Raw genomic sequence first — 15444 nt, 5'->3', positions numbered from 1 at the left:
TTTGTCCTTACCTGACGTCGGCCGCGACCTTCAGCGACACGATCTTGTCGGGATCGACCACCGGCTCGCCGCGCTTGATCTTGTCGACATTGTCCATGCCTTCGATGACCTGGCCCCAGACCGTGTACTGGCGGTTGAGGAAGGCGGCATCGTCGAAGCAGATGAAGAACTGCGAATTGGCGGAGTTCGGGTTCTGCGAACGGGCCATCGAGCAGGTGCCGCGACCATGGTTGGCGTTGGAGAACTCAGCCTTCAGGTCCGGCTTTTCCGAGCCGCCCATGCCCGCGCGGGAGGGGGCAAAAGTGGGCTTGGTCGAATTGCCGAACTTCACGTCGCCGGTCTGCGCCATGAAGCCTTCGATGACGCGGTGGAAGACCACGCCATCATAGGCGCCTTCACGCGCCAGTTCCTTGATGCGGGCGACGTGGCCGGGAGCCAGGTCGGGAAACAGTTCGATGACGACCTTGCCCTTGGTCGTTTCCAGGATGAGCGCGTTTTCGCGGTCCTTGATCTCAGCCATGTCGTATATCCTTTATCTCAGAAAACAGATTGATTTGATTGGTTTACTTGTCGGCGGCGATGCGTACCTTGATCATGCGGTCGGGCTCGCTGACCGTGCCGTTGTCGGCCTCGTCACCCTTCTTGATCTTGTCCACCAGTTCGATGCCGCTGACGACATTGCCGACGATGGTGTACTGGCCATCGAGGTTCGGCGCCGGCGCGAACATGATGAAGAACTGCGAATTGGCGGAGTTCGGGTCCTGCGAGCGGGCCATGCCGAGCGTGCCGCGCTTGAAATGTTCGCTCTGCGAGAATTCGGCCGGCAGGTCGGGCAGGTCTGAACCGCCGGTGCCGACGGCCTCGGGGCTGAACCCCTTCTTCATGTTGCCGAACTTGACGTCGCCGGTCTGCGCCATAAAGCCGTTGATGACCCGGTGGAATGCGACATCGTTATAAGCGCCTTCACGCACCAGCTTCTTGATCTGCGCGACATGCTTGGGTGCCAGGTCGGGGCGTAGCGCGATGGTGACGTCGCCGTTCTTCAAGGTGATGACCATGGTGTTTTCCGGTTCGGCGGCGAAGGCCGAAACGGATGCGGTCACGAGACCGGCAAGCACGACGAGGAACGAGGCGAGCTTTTTCAGCTGCATAAGGGATCTCCGAAGGTCTTTGTTAGGGTGCATGTCGTTGCCCCAAAACCGGCATCCACTTTGGGGCGACATGCACTATTTCGCGAATTTGGCGGTGAGCGCACCGGCAACGGCGGCCGGTACGAAGGGACGGATGTCTCCGCCCATCGAGGCTATCTGGCGCACAAGTGTGGCGGTAATGGTGCGTACCGATGGGCTGGCGGGCAGAAAAACCGTCTGCAGTTCCGGCGCCATGGTCTCGTTCATGCCGGCCATCTGCATCTCGTAATCGAGATCGGTGCCGTCGCGCAGGCCGCGGATCATGATCGAGGCGCCATGCTTGCGGGCCGCGTCGATGACCAGCCCGTCAAAGGCGACGACCTTGATACGGTCGCCGTCGCGGCCAAATTCGGCCTTGGTCGCGGCCTCGATCAGCTTCACCCGTTCGTCGAAGGAAAACAGCGGCGTCTTGCCGGGGTGGGTGCCGATCGCCGCATAAACCGTGTCGGCGACAGCCAGCGATGCCTTCAGCACATCGAGATGGCCGTTGGTCAGCGGGTCGAAGGAGCCGGCATAAAGGGCGATGCGATCGGTCATGGGAGGTGCTTCTAGCGGGGCATTGGGCGGAAGGCAAATGCGATTGGGAACATCTGCGTGAACCTTTTCGCAGACATGAACGACAGATGAATGCCTTGATCACGAAGACTTCACGCCGCGTTCGCTAGTTTGCACTTCGGAAGATGAAACCAAAACCCGATCTAACCGTTGGATAGGCGCAGGAGAACACGCACATGCTGATCTACATGCTCGCCACCGCAATGACCGTCGCCATGCTGATCGCCACCGCATTCGGATTGCATAGCGAGGCAGAGCGCGTCCGTGTCCGCACAAAGCGGTTCGAAGGTTTCGGCGCTCGCTGGCCCCACCGTCGCGCCTGATTTATTGCTAGTTTCTTGTTTGCGCCGGCCCATCGGGCCGGCGTTGTTGCTCAAACCTATTCGGTGCTGTCCGGTACGGCATCTCCGGCGCCGGCCTCAATGACACCCTCTTCGACATCCTCGTCGGCCTGCGGCTCCGAAATCCGTTCGACCGAAACCACCTTCTCGCCTTCGGCGGTGTTGAAGATGGTCACGCCCTTGGTGGCGCGGCTGGCGAAACGGATACCGTTGACCGGCACCCGGATGACCGTGCCGCCATCCGAAACCAGCATGATCTGGTCGTCATTGCCGACCGGGAAAGTCGCCACCAGCTGGCCGATCTCGGCCACCTTCGACACGTCGGTGGCGCGGATGCCTTTGCCGCCGCGTCCGGTCAGGCGGAAATCGTAGGATGACGAGCGCTTGCCGTAGCCATATTCGGTCACCGTCAGCACAAATTGCTCATGCGCCTTGAGCTCTTCGTAACGGCTGTCGGAAAGCTCGGTCTCCTCGCCAATCTCCTCATTGGTGAGTGCAATCTCTTCTTCCTCGCCGGTCACCTCGGCGGCAAGCCGCCGCTCCAGTGCTGCCCGCTTGAGGTAGGCGGAGCGTTCCGCCGGCGAAGCATCGACATGCTCGATCACCGACATGGAGATGATGCGGTCGGTCTCGGCCATGCTTATGCCGCGCACGCCGACCGAATTGCGGCTCTGGAAGACGCGCACATCGCCAACGCGGAAGCGGATGCACTGGCCGGAGCTGGCGGTCAAAAGCACATCGTCATTGTCTGTGCAGGTCTCGACGCCGAGGATCTCGTCGCCCTCCTCCTCCAGCTTCATGGCGATCTTGCCGTTGCGGTTGACCTGGACGAATTCGGACAGCTTGTTGCGGCGCACGGTGCCGCGCGTGGTGGCGAACATGACGTCGAGTTCGCCCCAGCTGGTCTCGTCCTCGGGCAGCGGCATGATGGTGGTGATGCGCTCGCCCTGCTCCAGCGGCAGCATGTTGATCAGCGCCTTGCCGCGCGACTGCGGATTGCCGATTGGCAGCCGCCAGACCTTTTCCTTGTAGACGATGCCGCGCGAGGAGAAGAACAGCACCGGCGTATGCGTGTTGGCCACAAACAGCCGGGTGACGAAATCCTCTTCCTTGGTCGACATACCGGAGCGGCCCTTGCCGCCGCGGCGTTGCGCCCGGTAGAGCGACAGCGGCACGCGCTTGATGTAGCCGGAATGGCTGACGGTGACGACCATGTCCTCGCGCTGGATCAGGTCCTCGTCTTCCATGTCGGCGCCGCCGTCCGTGAGCTCGGTGCGGCGCGGCGTGCCGAACTCGTCGCGCACGGCGGCAAGCTCGTCCTTGACGATCTGTTGGATGCGGGCGCGGGACGACAGAATATCGAGGTAATCCTTGATCTCGTCGCCGATGGTGTTCAGCTCGTCGGCGATTTCGTCACGGCCGAGCGCGGTCAGGCGCTGCAGGCGCAGTTCGAGGATTGCGCGCGCCTGTTCCTCGGAGAGGTTGTAGGTGCCATCCTCATTGATGCGATGGCGCGGATCGTCGATAAGCAGAATCAATGACTCCACGTCCCCGGAGGGCCAGCGCCGCTCCATCAACTGCTCGCGCGCCGTCTGCGGATCGGGCGCGGTGCGGATCAGCTTGATCACTTCGTCGATGTTGGCGACGGCGATGGCGAGGCCGACCAGCACGTGGGCGCGGTCGCGCGCCTTGCGCAGCAGGAATTTCGTGCGCCGGCTAATCACCTCTTCGCGGAAGCTGACAAACGCCTTCAGCATGTCGGTCAGGTTCATCACTTCCGGCTTGCCGCCGTTCAGCGCCACCATATTGGCGCCGAAGGAGGTCTGCAGCGGCGTGAAGCGGTAAAGCTGGTTGAGAATGACGTCGGCGACAGCGTCGCGCTTCAGCTCGATGACGACGCGGTAGCCCTGGCGGTCGCTTTCGTCGCGAATGTCGGAAATGCCTTCGATGCGCTTGTCGCGCACCAGCTCGGCCATTTTCTCGATCATCGAGGCCTTGTTCACCTGGTACGGGACTTCCGTGATGATGATCGATTCACGGTCGTTGCCGCGCTGCTCGACATTGACCTTGCCGCGCATGACGATGGAGCCACGACCCGTCGCATAGGCGCTGTAGATGCCGGAACGGCCGAGCACGATGCCGCCGGTCGGGAAATCGGGACCCGGAATGATCTCCATCAGCGCCGGCAAATCGATCGCCGGATTGTCGATGATGGCGATGGCGCCGTTGCAGATCTCGGCCAGATTATGCGGCGGAATATTGGTGGCCATGCCGACGGCGATGCCGCCGGAACCGTTGACCAGAAGGTTGGGGAAGCGGGCCGGCAGCACCTTCGGTTCGGTGTCGGAGGCGTCATAAGTCTCCTGGAAATCGACGGTTTCCTTGTCGATGTCCTCCAAGAGTTCATGCGCGACCTTGGTCAGCCGCGATTCGGTGTAGCGCATCGCCGCCGGCGGATCGCCGTCGATGGAGCCGAAATTACCCTGCCCGTCGATCAGCGGAACGCGCAGCGACCAGTCCTGCGCCATGCGCACCAAGGCGTCGTAGATCGAGGCGTCGCCATGCGGATGGTATTTACCCATCACGTCGGCGACCGGGCGGGCCGACTTCACATATTTGCGGTTCCAGTGGTAACCGCTCTCATGCGCCGCATAGAGAATGCGGCGGTGAACCGGCTTCAGGCCGTCGCGTACATCGGGCAGCGCACGGCTGACGATGACGCTCATGGCATAAGAGAGGTAGGAGCTCTGCATCTCCTCGATGATGGAGATGGGCTCGATGCCGGTAGGGCCGCCGTCGGCGCCGCGCGGGGGTTTTTGGTCGGTCAAATCGGATCACAATCTAATCAGGAATCACTGACCGCTTATATAGGAAGCACGGCCGAAACTCCAATATTCGTGGTGCTTTTCCAACGACAATTTCAGTGGCAATTTCAAATGGATAAAGCTGATTGCGACGATTTGGCCACAACGCATTTCGCCGCCGCCAGGGCAAAAGCCTGCGATGGACCGTTTTCCAAGCCAGAACGTATCAGGAGGCAGGCGGACGCATTAGCGGGTAGCCACCCGCCGGGCGCGATAGTCGCCGGGCGTTTCGCCCATGACGCGCCGGAAACGGCGGTTGAACGTCGACAAATCGTTGAAACCGGCCTCGAAGGCGATCGCCGAGATGGCATCGCCTGACATGCGCAGCCGCACCGCCGCGCGGTGCAGCCGGGTTCTCAGCAGAAACTGATAGGGCGTCATGCCGGCGACCTGCCGGAAGGTGCGCAGGAAATGATACGGGCTGGTCGCCGTCGCGCAGGCAAGCTCGGAAAGCGAGACCGGCCTGTCGGCATTGAGCTCGATCTGCCGCACCGCCTCGGCAACCCGTTTCTGGTCGCGGCGGCTCGGCGGTCGAACGCCAGGCACCGCATCGCTGGCGACGGGCAGTGCTGCGCCGGCAACTGCCAGTGCTGCGCCGGCAATTCGCAGGCCAAGCTCCTCAAAGGCGTCGATGTCGACCATCTCGCGCGCCGCTTCCGCCTCGGCCAGCAGCGATGTCAGCGCCGGCAAGGGCGGCATATGCGGCACGCCGAAGGCGAGCTTGCTCGCGCCGGGCACGTCGCTGGCGATGCGGTCGAGATAGGCCGGAGCGAAGTGGAAGGACAGGCAACGGTCGCCGGCGCCATGCTCATGCCCGCATTCATAGCAGGCGCCGACATTGCCGAGCAGGATCGCGCCCGGCGCCAGCATGGCGGCGCCTTGCCTGGTGCGGTAGCGGAAGGTGCCGCTGGTGACAGCGGCAACGCAGAAGGTGTCGTGCGCCTCCTCGAACGGGCGGTCGCCGGCGCCGGCCGTGCACAGCACGTCACAGACATACCAACCCTGCCCCGATGCCAGGTTTTGTTCGCTCGTCGTCATGGCTTGAAAGATAGCAATTTTTCCCAAGCGCGACACCCGGTCGGGGCCTATCGCTTGCAGCCTCCTGACACTACGAAGGCAGCAAGTATGATCGGTACATCCTCCTTTGCCGAAGCGCTCCACAGCGACGGCCCCAATTCCGGCCTGGCTGAAAAGCTGGATCTCTACGGCCGCTTCGTCGGCGCCTGGACATTCGATGCCACGCGCCATCTCGAGGACGGCACGGTTCTCACCGGAGGCGGCGAGGTGCATTTCGGCTGGGTCCTGGAAGGCAGGGCGATCCAGGATGTATGGATCCTGCCCGCGCGGGATGCCGGCCCCTCGCCTTCTCTCGGCAAATGGACTTTCTATGGCACAACGCTGCGGGCCTATGATCCCGGCTCGGATGCCTGGCACATCTTCTGGAGCGACCCGCGCAACCAATACTACAGCCGCCAGCTTGGTCGCGCCGAAGGCGACACGATTGTGCAGGTCGGCGCCGACGGCACTGGTTCCTCGGTCCGCTGGAGCTTTTCGCGCATCACCAAGGACAGCTTCCGCTGGCTCGGCGAGCGTTCGCACGACGATGGCAAGACATGGCGTCTCGAAGTCGAGTTCCTGGCGCGCCGCGTCGCCCAGGACTGATGACGCAACATATTGCAAAAAAGGTGAAAAAACATGCTTGACCATGTCTCGATCGGCGTCCGCGACACCAACGTTCCGAAGCCCTTCTACGATGCCGCGCTAAAGCCGCTCGGTTATTCCTGCCTCGGCCAGTCGCCAGGCTCACTGGGTTATGGTGCGCAAGCCGTCGCGCTGTGGGTGAACGACGCGGAGCGGCCAGTGCCATCGGACGAGAAGCCCGGTCTGCATTTCTGCTTTGCCGCGCCGACGAGGCAGAGTGTCGTCGCCTTCCATGCCGCCGCCTTGCGTGCAGGCGACAGCGACAATGGCGCGCCGGGCCTGCGCGCCGACTATGGCGAGGACTATTACGCTGCCTTCATCGTCGATCCCGACGGCTATCGCCTGGAGGCCTATTGCAACGCTGCCGCCTAACATAGCCGGCGTCTCCGGTATCGGCATCTCAGACGGTTCCCACCGGCCAGGCTTTGCTCTACCACTATCGTGGCGCAGGGGTCCGGCCCGGCGGGAGGGGTCAGCGATGCCGAGTTTCGACAGCCTGTTCAACGCCTTCGTCACCATTCTGGTGACCATCGACCCGCCAGGTCTCGCGCCGCTCTTCCTCGCGGTGACACGCGGCATGAACCGCGAGGAACGTCAGCAGGTCTCGGTGCGCGCCTCGATCATCGGCTTCCTGGTGATGGCGCTGTTTGCGGTGGCCGGGGCTTCCATCCTGTCGGTGTTCGGCATCACGCTGCCGGCTTTCCGCGTCGCCGGCGGGTTTTTGCTGTTCTTCATCGCGTTCGAAATGGTGTTCGAGCGCCGCCAGGACCGCAAGGAGAAGATCGGCGACGTCGCCATCACCAAGGACATGATCCACAATATCGCGGCCTTCCCGCTGGCGATCCCGCTGATCGCCGGCCCCGGTGCGATTTCGGCGACCGTGCTACTGTCGGGCTCTTTCCAGGGTTTTGCCGCACAAGCGGCGCTTGTCGGCATCATCTTCGTCTGTCTTGCCATCACCTATCTGGTGTTCGTGCTGTCGGAGCGCATCGACCGCATCCTCGGCCAGACCGGCCGCTCGATCCTGACCCGCCTGCTCGGCGTCATCCTGGCCGCGCTTGCGGTTCAGTTCGTCGCGGATGGCATCAAGGCGCTGATGGCGGGGTAAACGGCAGCCCTACTCCACCGCCGTATCGACGACCTTGAAATCGTGGGTGATGACAGCCGTCTTGGCCAGCATGGCCGAGGCCGAGCAGTATTTCTCGATCGATAGGTTGATGGCGCGCTGGACCTTGTCGTGCGACAGCGCGTGGCCCGTGACGATGAAATGCATGTGGATGCGGGTGAAGACTTTCGGGTCGGTTTCGGCCCGGTCGGCGTCGAGTTCGACAACACAGTCCTCAATCGCCTCGCGGCCTTTTTCGAGGATGTGGACGACATCATAGGCCGAGCAGCCGCCGGTGCCGATCAGCACCAGTTCCATCGGGCTCGGACCCGGCGTCTTGCCTTCCGGCCCGGGGGCGGTCCCCAGCACCAGTTTGTGGCCGCTGCCGGACTCGCCGACGAAGGTGCGCTCCTCGACCCATTTGATCCGCGCTTTCACGGCAATCTTCCTTTCAGAAAGCGTCACTGGCCGAAGACGACCGTGTGCATGATCCGCCCTGGCAGCAGCGTGAACACGCCGGCGCCGATCAGGGCGAAAACATACAGCGATATCATGACCCTGCGATGTTGGCGACCCGATGCATATGCGCGTGCCAGACCGCCAGCGGCACGGCGATCAACACTAAAATCGACAAGAGATGGATCGGGCTGAACGGACCGACGAGGCGTATCTGCTGGATCCAGAAAACTGGAGATGGCGACGACCAGCATCAGCGCCGCCCAGGTATAGCCGACGACACGATGGCGCGTCGTGCCTTTCGGCAGTGCCAGTTGCGTAGCGCCAATGGCCAGCGCGGCAAGGGCCGCGAAGGCGTGCCATGGAATGGGAGGGCGCGCCGACAGAAGCGGTCCGAGCGACATGGCGCCCTCTCCTCAGATATCGCTGACTATCGTCAGCTCAGAACGGGATTTCGTCGTCCAGTTCGCGCGACGAGCCGCCGCCACCGCCGCCCTTGGAACCGCCGCCACCGCTGTTGCCGCCGCGGTTGAAGCTCTCATTGGGGCCAGACTGGCCGAAATCCGAGCCACGGCTCGCGCCGCCGCCGCCGGCATAGTTGCCGACCTGACCGCCGCCCTCGCCGCGAGAATCGAGCATCTGCAGCTCGCCGCGGAATTTCTGCAACACGACTTCGGTCGTGTACTTGTCGGCGCCGGTCTGGTCCTGCCATTTGCGTGTCTGCAGCTGGCCTTCGACGTAAACCTTCATGCCCTTCTTCAGGTACTGCTCGGCGACCTTGGCGATCTGGTCATTGAAAATGACCACGTTGTGCCATTCGGTCTTTTCCTTGCGCTCGCCGGAGTTCTTGTCGCGCCAGCTTTCCGACGTGGCGATGCGGATGTTGACGACCGGGTCACCAGAATTCAGGCGGCGGATTTCAGGGTCCGCGCCGAGGTTACCGACCAGAATGACCTTGTTGACGCTACCCGCCATGACACTTCTCCGCGCTCATCCGAAACAAATTTCAAGTCGTTCACCTTACAGGCCGCGGACAATCCTGGCTTGCCGCGGCTGGCTTTTCCCACAAGGTTTTTGTTCCCTTTTCGTTCCTATACTGTTAACCACGGATTGTCAAGGAATGGCAGCAATCGCCGACGCGGGCGCGTGGATTTAGCTGACACGCAGCGGCGAGAAGCGGTGTCGTCAGCGCCGTTTTTTAGCTGGTCGCAACGGACCGAAAAAGCCGCTCCACTCCATGCCCATGGTATGGGCGCGCTGTGCGATCACGGTTGGTGCCGACATCAGCCCGACTGCAGGTTCAGATTTCAGAGCCGGGTCATTCAGCAATTTCCCGATCGCGCGCCCGTGCCACCAGACCTGAGCGACGAGCGCCGCTACCACCGCGATCAGGCCCCAGGTCCCCAATCCTTCGCCGAAGATGTAAATCCCGTATGGCGGCGATAGCGCCGTACCCAACTTGGCCAACAAGATCACGGCCACGAAACCGATGACGGCGATGGCGCCTATACCGAGGACGAGGCGGCGATAGAGCCTCAGAGCCTCGTTGAGGTTCTCGGCGGACGAAAGATCGACGTTGGAATTCATAAATACTACTCCTGCCTCGCGATGATCGGCCCATCTTGTTCCCCGTGGATTAGAGGCCCGGCAGGATCCAATCAATACCGGGCATTCAAAACACCCCTTGCCAAATCGATAAGTATCGACTTATGCTTTTGCCATGATCGAAGCAGAGATTTTTCGCGCCCTGGCCGACCCGACGCGACGCGCCGTCTACGAGCGGCTGACTTCCGGCGAGATGAGCGTGTCGGAGTTGCGCACTGGCATGAGCGTGTCGCAGCCGGCGGTGTCGCAGCACCTTGCCGTGCTGCGCGGCGCAGGCCTGGTCAGCGAAAGACGCGCCGGCCGCAACGCCTACTATCGCGCCGATCCGCAAGGGCTCGAGCCGCTGCTCGGCTGGATCGAACGCTACCGCGCATTCTGGCCGGAGCGCATCGAAAGACTGAAGGCCGTTTTGAAGGACATGGACCAATGACCGACGAAAAGCAGACGCAGACCGCCAAAGATGCCCTCGCCTTCGAATGCGATCTGCCGGACGCACCGGAAAAGGTGTGGCGGGCACTGACCGTGCCGGACCTCTTGGCGGAATGGATGATGCCGAACGACATCAATCCGGAAACCGGCAGCCGCTTTGCCTTTGCCCGGCCTGAGAAGCCGATCGAGTGCGAAGTGCTCGATGCCGAACCGGGGCGCCTGCTGCGCTATTCCTGGCGCGAGCGTTCCGGCGACGCCGACCGCGAGGAGCTGGAGAGCATCGTCACCTTCACACTCGCCCGCACCGTTTCCGGCGGCACGCATCTGCGCATCGTCCATGACGGGTTTGTCCTGACGCCTGCGGTTGCGATGGCCGGCGCCGGCTGCCGGCTCTCGCTGCGCGCATACAAGCCCAAACCGCCTGTCGCCGCCAACGCGCCACGCCTGTTGCTGTGCGCTGCCTGAACCGGAAAAATCAAAACGGAGACAATGAGATGAGCGGCTTTGCCAATCTGGTGCCGATGGTGATCGAGCAATCGAGCCGCGGCGAACGCGCCTTCGACATTTTCTCGCGGCTGCTGCGCGAGCGCATCATCTTCGTCAATGGCGAGATCAATGACGGCATGTCGGCGCTGGTCTGCGCCCAGCTCCTGTCGCTGGAATCCGAAAACCCCGACAAGGAGATCTCGCTTTACATCAACTCGCCGGGCGGCGTGGTGACCAGCGGCTTCGCCATCTACGACACGATGCAATTTGTCAGTTGCCCGGTATCGACGGTGTGCATGGGCTTTGCCGCCTCGATGGCCTCGTTCCTGCTGATGGCGGGAACGCCGGGCCGGCGCATCGCGCTCCCCAACGCCAGCATCGTGCTGCACCAGCCTCTGGGCGGCTTCCAAGGCCAGGCCTCCGACATCCAGCGCCATGCCGAAGGCATTTTGCGCACCAAACGGCACATGACGGAACTGTATGCGCAGCATTGCGGCCGCACCTATGAAGAGGTCGAACGCACGCTCGACCGCGATTTCTTCATGACCGCCAAGGAGGCCAAGGAGTGGGGCCTCGTCGACCATGTGTTCGACACCCGCAAAAAGGCGGCGGCCTGATCGGCGGATTGAATGCAGGCCGGTGTTCCCTCAATTTCAACGCCGCTGGTCTGGCCTCGCCTTGAGCGCGGCACTATAGTCTTGCCATGCGCTACCACCTGAACAGACTGACCATAGCCATTGCCATCACGGCGGCGACATCGAGCATGGCCTTTGCCGGGGGCAGCACCAGCACGTCGCGGAAAGGCGCCCTGCCCGGCGTGACCGGCGACTACCGCATCGCCAAGCCCGCGCCGCAGCCGGAGCCGGACGACGCGCTGCCTGCCGGCGAGAACGGCACGTTCAAGATCGGCGACACCGATGTCAAGATTTCCGGCAGCATCACTGTCGATGTCGGCACGGGTGGGATCAAGCCGCCGCGCCGGTAGCCCCTTCTCCCAGCTACTATACGGGAGAGAAAGCCTGCGCCGACGACTTCCTCGCAAAAGAACAGCCCCGCCGTTGCTTCCGCTAACGGTCGGGGCTTTTCTTGGATTCCAAATCCAAACTGCCGGTAGTGTTATACCGACTTTGACTTCGGATGCTTCGCGGCATTCAGCCGACGATCCGACTATCCGTCTCTGATTTTTGTGGGATTCGGCAGGTCACGGTTTGTCTGGTGGTTTGTTGGACTGACGCGATGCGTTCGTTTGGACGCATACACTCCAATGCCTTGAAACTACCTGGCACTTATGCCCGCCGCGGCTCCACTAGCAGGTGGAGCCTCAAGGGACTATCCGGTGGCGTCATGCTCCGCTCCTATGTCCGTTGCGACTGGTGTCAATCCGAAGCACAAATCGCAAAAACCTGCGGCGTCTCGCAGGCCGCTATGGGCGGCGAGGCCATCAAAGACGGCCGGCTCCGTTGACTCCGGCAGAGTGCGCCCCCGATTCGACGACGTCAACCTTGAATAGCCGGTTACGGAAAATGTGATCGCCGGGAGCTTACGTCAGGGTCAGTTTCTGAAACACCCTTGTCAGTTTCTGCACAGCTTTGTCAGGAGCGTGTTCGGCCTTTGTTCTTTCCGCTTGCCCCTTCGCGCGAAAGACGGTTAAACGGCTTTGGTCGAGAAGTGTGGCGTCTCTCGACGTGGCGGCAAAAATACCTACATAGGGAATGGCCGGGAAAACCCGCCGATCCCACTGACACCAGACCTGAGGCGGCGACCGGCGATGGCCGACCATAAATACCTTTCCATTCGCGGGGCACGCGAACACAACCTGAAGAATGTCGATCTCGACCTGCCGCGTGACAGCCTGATCGTCATGACCGGCCTGTCGGGCTCCGGCAAATCGTCGCTTGCTTTCGACACCATCTATGCCGAGGGCCAGCGCCGTTACGTCGAGAGCCTGTCGGCTTATGCGCGCCAGTTCCTCGAAATGATGCAGAAGCCGGATGTCGACCAGATCGACGGGCTGTCGCCGGCCATCTCGATCGAGCAAAAGACCACGTCGAAGAACCCACGCTCGACAGTCGGCACCGTCACCGAGATCTACGACTACATGCGCCTGCTGTTCGCGCGCGTCGGCATCCCCTATTCGCCGGCGACCGGCCTGCCGATCGAAAGCCAGACGGTCAGCCAGATGGTCGACCGGGTGCTGGCTGTCGAGGAAGGCACGCGCCTTTTCCTGCTGGCGCCGATCGTGCGCGGCCGCAAGGGCGAATATCGCAAGGAACTGCTGGAGCTGCAGAAGAAGGGCTTTCAGCGCGTCAAGGTCGACGGCGTCTTCTACGAGATCGCCGACGTGCCGGCGCTGGACAAGAAGTACAAGCACGACATCGACGTCGTCGTCGACCGCATCGTCGTGCGCGGTGACCTGGCGACACGGCTTGCCGATTCCATCGAAACGGCGCTCAAGCTGGCGGAAGGGCTGGCGGTGGCCGAGTTCGCCGATCGGCCGCTCGACGCCAGCCAGACCGGCGAGGACTCGGTCAACAAATCGAAGAACGAGACGCATGAGCGCATCCTGTTCTCGGAAAAATTCGCCTGCCCGGTTTCCGGCTTCACCATTCCGGAGATCGAGCCCAGGCTGTTCTCGTTCAACAACCCGTTCGGCGCCTGCCCGACCTGCGACGGCCTCGGCAATCAGCGCGCCATCGACGCCAGCCTGATCGTGCCGGACGAAAACGTCTCGCTGCGCGACGGCGCCGTCAGCCCGTGGGCGAAATCGACCTCGCCCTATTATGCGCAGACGCTGGAAGCGCTGGGCAAGGCATACGGCTTCAAGCTCGGCGACAAGTTCAAAGACCTGACCGAAGAGGCAAAGGATGCCGTCCTGCGTGGCACCGGCGAGCGCGAGGTCACCTTCCAATATGATGACGGCCTGCGCTCCTACAAGACCACCAAGACGTTCGAGGGCGTCATTCCCAATCTCGAACGGCGGTGGAAGGAAACCGAATCCGCCTGGATGCGCGAGGAGATCGAGCGCTTCATGTCGGCGACGCCCTGCCCGGTCTGCAAGGGATACCGGCTGAAGCCGGAAGCGCTGGCGGTGAAGATCGCCGGCAAGCATATCGGCGAAGTCACAGAGCTGTCGATCCGCAAGGCCGACCAGTGGTTCACCGAACTGCCGCCACATCTCAACGACCAGCAGAACGAGATCGCGGTGCGCGTTCTCAAGGAAATCCGTGACCGCCTGCGCTTCCTCAACGATGTCGGCCTCGACTATCTGACGCTGTCGCGCAATTCCGGCACGCTGTCGGGCGGCGAGAGCCAGCGCATTCGTCTGGCGTCGCAAATCGGCTCCGGCCTCACCGGCGTGCTCTATGTGCTGGACGAGCCGTCGATCGGCCTGCACCAACGCGACAATGCCCGCCTGCTTGACACGCTCAAGCATCTGCGCGACATCGGCAACACGGTGATCGTCGTCGAGCATGACGAAGACGCCATCCTGCATGCCGATTATGTCGTCGACATGGGTCCGGCCGCCGGCATTCATGGCGGCGAGATCATCGCCCAGGGCACGCCGCAGCAGGTGATGGCCAATCCCAACTCGATCACCGGTAAATATCTGTCGGGCGCGCTCGAAGTCGCCACGCCCGGTGTCAGGCGCGAGGCCAAGAAAAACCGCCGGCTGAAGATCGTCGGCGCGCGCGGCAACAATCTCAAGAACGTCACTGCCGAAATCCCGCTCGGCACTTTTACCGCCGTCACCGGCGTGTCTGGCGGCGGCAAATCGACCTTCCTGATCGAGACGCTGTTCAAGGCGGCGTCGCGCCGCATCATGGGCTCGCGCGAGCATCCGGCCGATCACGACCGCATCGAGGGCCTCGAATTCCTCGACAAGGTCATCGACATCGACCAGTCGCCGATCGGCCGCACACCGCGTTCGAACCCGGCCACCTACACCGGCGCCTTCACACCGATCCGCGACTGGTTTGCCGGGTTGCCCGAGGCCAAGGCCCGCGGCTATCAGCCGGGCCGCTTCTCCTTCAACGTGAAGGGCGGCCGCTGCGAGGCCTGCCAGGGCGACGGCGTCATCAAGATCGAGATGCACTTCCTGCCCGACGTCTACGTCACGTGCGACGTCTGCCACGGCAAGCGCTACAACCGCGAGACGCTCGACGTCCTGTTCAAGGGCAAGTCGATCGCCGACGTCCTGGACATGACGGTCGAGGAAGGCGTCGATTTCTTTGCCGCCGTGCCCGGGGTGCGCGACAAGCTGGAGACGCTGAAGCAGGTCGGCCTCGGCTACATCCATATCGGCCAGCAGGCGACGACGCTGTCGGGCGGCGAGGCGCAGCGTATCAAGCTCGCCAAGGAATTGTCGCGCAAGGCGACCGGCAAGACGCTCTACATCCTCGACGAGCCGACCACCGGCCTGCACTTCCACGACGTCGCCAAGTTGCTGGAAGTGCTGCACGAACTGGTCGACCAGGGCAACACGGTGGTGGTGATCGAGCACAATCTCGAAGTCATCAAGACCGCCGACTGGGTGCTCGACCTCGGCCCCGAAGGCGGCGATGGCGGCGGCGAGCTGGTTGCCCAAGGCACACCGGAAGCGATCGTGCGCGAAAAGCGCAGCTACACCGGCCACTTCCTGAAGGAACTGCTGGAACGGCGCCCCGGAGGCAAGCGCGAAGCGGCGGAGTGACTGGCAGACCGGCCGGGCGCCT

At 62.6% G+C, this 15444-nt stretch carries 18 protein-coding genes; 9 read left to right on the top strand and 9 right to left on the bottom strand.

Translation table 11 applies throughout. From position 1 onward, the window contains the following. Positions 1–7: 7 nt before the first annotated feature. The 3 genes from NLY37_RS07580 to coaD form a co-directional block, all read right to left on the bottom strand. Complete coding sequence (locus NLY37_RS07580; RefSeq protein ID WP_023670956.1) at positions 8–520, bottom strand: peptidylprolyl isomerase; 513 nt, start codon at positions 518–520, stop codon at positions 8–10. Positions 521–563: 43 nt separating this feature from the next. Further along, entirely contained in the window at positions 564–1058 is a 495-nt protein-coding gene (locus NLY37_RS07575) for a peptidylprolyl isomerase (RefSeq protein WP_245270985.1), read from the bottom strand. Positions 1059–1226: 168 nt separating this feature from the next. Beyond that, on the bottom strand, positions 1227–1727 hold the full coding sequence (coaD, locus tag NLY37_RS07570; RefSeq protein WP_023670954.1) for a pantetheine-phosphate adenylyltransferase: 501 nt from the start codon (positions 1725–1727) through the stop codon (positions 1227–1229). A 194-nt stretch (positions 1728–1921) separates the two neighbouring features. Here coaD and NLY37_RS07565 point away from each other — a divergent pair, with 194 nt between their 5' ends. Further along, positions 1922–2068: a hypothetical protein gene (locus tag NLY37_RS07565; RefSeq protein ID WP_023742492.1), complete on the top strand. Its 147-nt coding sequence runs from the start codon at positions 1922–1924 to the stop codon at positions 2066–2068. Positions 2069–2124: 56 nt separating this feature from the next. On the opposite strand, the gene gyrA is transcribed toward NLY37_RS07565, so the two are convergent. Together gyrA and NLY37_RS07555 are read right to left on the bottom strand one after the other, a co-directional pair. Beyond that, the gene (gyrA, locus tag NLY37_RS07560; protein ID WP_023742493.1) at positions 2125–4914 is read right to left on the bottom strand and encodes a DNA gyrase subunit A; all 2790 of its coding nucleotides are present in this window, start codon (positions 4912–4914) and stop codon (positions 2125–2127) included. A 222-nt stretch (positions 4915–5136) separates the two neighbouring features. Next, complete coding sequence (locus tag NLY37_RS07555) at positions 5137–5988, bottom strand: helix-turn-helix transcriptional regulator (protein WP_023684637.1); 852 nt, start codon at positions 5986–5988, stop codon at positions 5137–5139. Between the two features lie 87 nt (positions 5989–6075). Between NLY37_RS07555 and NLY37_RS07550 the strand changes: the two genes are divergently transcribed. The 3 genes from NLY37_RS07550 to NLY37_RS07540 all read left to right on the top strand — a co-directional run bounded on the left by NLY37_RS07550 (position 6076) and on the right by NLY37_RS07540 (position 7759). After that, positions 6076–6612, top strand: coding sequence for a hypothetical protein (locus NLY37_RS07550; RefSeq protein WP_023670951.1), 537 nt, complete (start codon positions 6076–6078; stop codon positions 6610–6612). 33 nt (positions 6613–6645) lie between these two features. Beyond that, positions 6646–7023 (top strand): VOC family protein, encoded by a 378-nt coding sequence (locus NLY37_RS07545; protein ID WP_023684636.1) that lies wholly within the window; start codon positions 6646–6648, stop codon positions 7021–7023. A gap of 106 nt (positions 7024–7129) precedes the next feature. Further along, positions 7130–7759: a MarC family protein gene (locus tag NLY37_RS07540; RefSeq protein ID WP_023670949.1), complete on the top strand. Its 630-nt coding sequence runs from the start codon at positions 7130–7132 to the stop codon at positions 7757–7759. Between the two features lie 9 nt (positions 7760–7768). Here NLY37_RS07540 and NLY37_RS07535 read toward each other — a convergent pair whose 3' ends face one another. The 4 genes from NLY37_RS07535 to NLY37_RS07520 form a co-directional block, all read right to left on the bottom strand. Continuing rightward, entirely contained in the window at positions 7769–8194 is a 426-nt protein-coding gene (locus NLY37_RS07535; protein ID WP_023734318.1) for an OsmC family protein, read from the bottom strand. A 23-nt stretch (positions 8195–8217) separates the two neighbouring features. After that, positions 8218–8616, bottom strand: coding sequence for a DUF2306 domain-containing protein (locus tag NLY37_RS07530; protein ID WP_460221574.1), 399 nt, complete (start codon positions 8614–8616; stop codon positions 8218–8220). A 37-nt stretch (positions 8617–8653) separates the two neighbouring features. Further along, the gene (gene ssb, locus NLY37_RS07525; protein WP_023670946.1) at positions 8654–9187 is read right to left on the bottom strand and encodes a single-stranded DNA-binding protein; all 534 of its coding nucleotides are present in this window, start codon (positions 9185–9187) and stop codon (positions 8654–8656) included. A gap of 210 nt (positions 9188–9397) precedes the next feature. Continuing rightward, complete coding sequence (locus tag NLY37_RS07520) at positions 9398–9799, bottom strand: hypothetical protein (RefSeq protein WP_023734317.1); 402 nt, start codon at positions 9797–9799, stop codon at positions 9398–9400. Between the two features lie 133 nt (positions 9800–9932). On the opposite strand from NLY37_RS07520, the gene NLY37_RS07515 reads away from it, so the two are divergent. The 5 genes from NLY37_RS07515 to uvrA all read left to right on the top strand — a co-directional run bounded on the left by NLY37_RS07515 (position 9933) and on the right by uvrA (position 15422). Further along, entirely contained in the window at positions 9933–10247 is a 315-nt protein-coding gene (locus tag NLY37_RS07515) for an ArsR/SmtB family transcription factor (protein WP_023670944.1), read from the top strand. Further along, positions 10244–10711: an SRPBCC family protein gene (locus NLY37_RS07510; protein ID WP_023734316.1), complete on the top strand. Its 468-nt coding sequence runs from the start codon at positions 10244–10246 to the stop codon at positions 10709–10711. The genes NLY37_RS07515 and NLY37_RS07510 overlap by 4 nt, the downstream gene beginning before the upstream one ends. 29 nt (positions 10712–10740) lie before the next feature. Further along, positions 10741–11349, top strand: a complete 609-nt coding sequence (locus tag NLY37_RS07505; RefSeq protein WP_023734315.1) for an ATP-dependent Clp protease proteolytic subunit — start codon at positions 10741–10743, stop codon at positions 11347–11349. 146 nt (positions 11350–11495) lie between these two features. Continuing rightward, the gene (locus NLY37_RS07500; RefSeq protein ID WP_033003135.1) at positions 11496–11717 is read left to right on the top strand and encodes a hypothetical protein; all 222 of its coding nucleotides are present in this window, start codon (positions 11496–11498) and stop codon (positions 11715–11717) included. A gap of 783 nt (positions 11718–12500) precedes the next feature. Further along, positions 12501–15422 (top strand): excinuclease ABC subunit UvrA, encoded by a 2922-nt coding sequence (gene uvrA, locus NLY37_RS07495; protein WP_023739983.1) that lies wholly within the window; start codon positions 12501–12503, stop codon positions 15420–15422. Positions 15423–15444 lie beyond the last annotated feature (22 nt).

It is taken from the genome of Mesorhizobium sp. C395A (assembly GCF_030323205.1).
In the GTDB taxonomy this organism is placed as follows: Bacteria; Pseudomonadota; Alphaproteobacteria; order Rhizobiales; family Rhizobiaceae; genus Mesorhizobium.
This window is presented reverse-complemented; position numbering and strand designations above follow the sequence as displayed.

Coding starts and splice junctions, on each gene's coding strand:
- NLY37_RS07580 (WP_023670956.1), bottom strand. CDS start 520: ATGGCTGAGATCAAGGACCGCGAAAACGCGCTCATCCTGGAAACGACC.
- uvrA (WP_023739983.1), top strand. CDS start 12,501: ATGGCCGACCATAAATACCTTTCCATTCGCGGGGCACGCGAACACAAC.
- NLY37_RS07540 (WP_023670949.1), top strand. CDS start 7,130: ATGCCGAGTTTCGACAGCCTGTTCAACGCCTTCGTCACCATTCTGGTG.
- NLY37_RS07545 (WP_023684636.1), top strand. CDS start 6,646: ATGCTTGACCATGTCTCGATCGGCGTCCGCGACACCAACGTTCCGAAG.
- NLY37_RS07550 (WP_023670951.1), top strand. CDS start 6,076: ATGATCGGTACATCCTCCTTTGCCGAAGCGCTCCACAGCGACGGCCCC.
- NLY37_RS07505 (WP_023734315.1), top strand. CDS start 10,741: ATGAGCGGCTTTGCCAATCTGGTGCCGATGGTGATCGAGCAATCGAGC.
- NLY37_RS07555 (WP_023684637.1), bottom strand. CDS start 5,988: ATGACGACGAGCGAACAAAACCTGGCATCGGGGCAGGGTTGGTATGTC.
- NLY37_RS07500 (WP_033003135.1), top strand. CDS start 11,496: ATGGCCTTTGCCGGGGGCAGCACCAGCACGTCGCGGAAAGGCGCCCTG.
- NLY37_RS07520 (WP_023734317.1), bottom strand. CDS start 9,799: ATGAATTCCAACGTCGATCTTTCGTCCGCCGAGAACCTCAACGAGGCT.
- NLY37_RS07515 (WP_023670944.1), top strand. CDS start 9,933: ATGATCGAAGCAGAGATTTTTCGCGCCCTGGCCGACCCGACGCGACGC.
- coaD (WP_023670954.1), bottom strand. CDS start 1,727: ATGACCGATCGCATCGCCCTTTATGCCGGCTCCTTCGACCCGCTGACC.
- NLY37_RS07530 (WP_460221574.1), bottom strand. CDS start 8,616: ATGTCGCTCGGACCGCTTCTGTCGGCGCGCCCTCCCATTCCATGGCAC.
- ssb (WP_023670946.1), bottom strand. CDS start 9,187: ATGGCGGGTAGCGTCAACAAGGTCATTCTGGTCGGTAACCTCGGCGCG.
- NLY37_RS07565 (WP_023742492.1), top strand. CDS start 1,922: ATGCTGATCTACATGCTCGCCACCGCAATGACCGTCGCCATGCTGATC.
- NLY37_RS07575 (WP_245270985.1), bottom strand. CDS start 1,058: ATGGTCATCACCTTGAAGAACGGCGACGTCACCATCGCGCTACGCCCC.
- NLY37_RS07510 (WP_023734316.1), top strand. CDS start 10,244: ATGACCGACGAAAAGCAGACGCAGACCGCCAAAGATGCCCTCGCCTTC.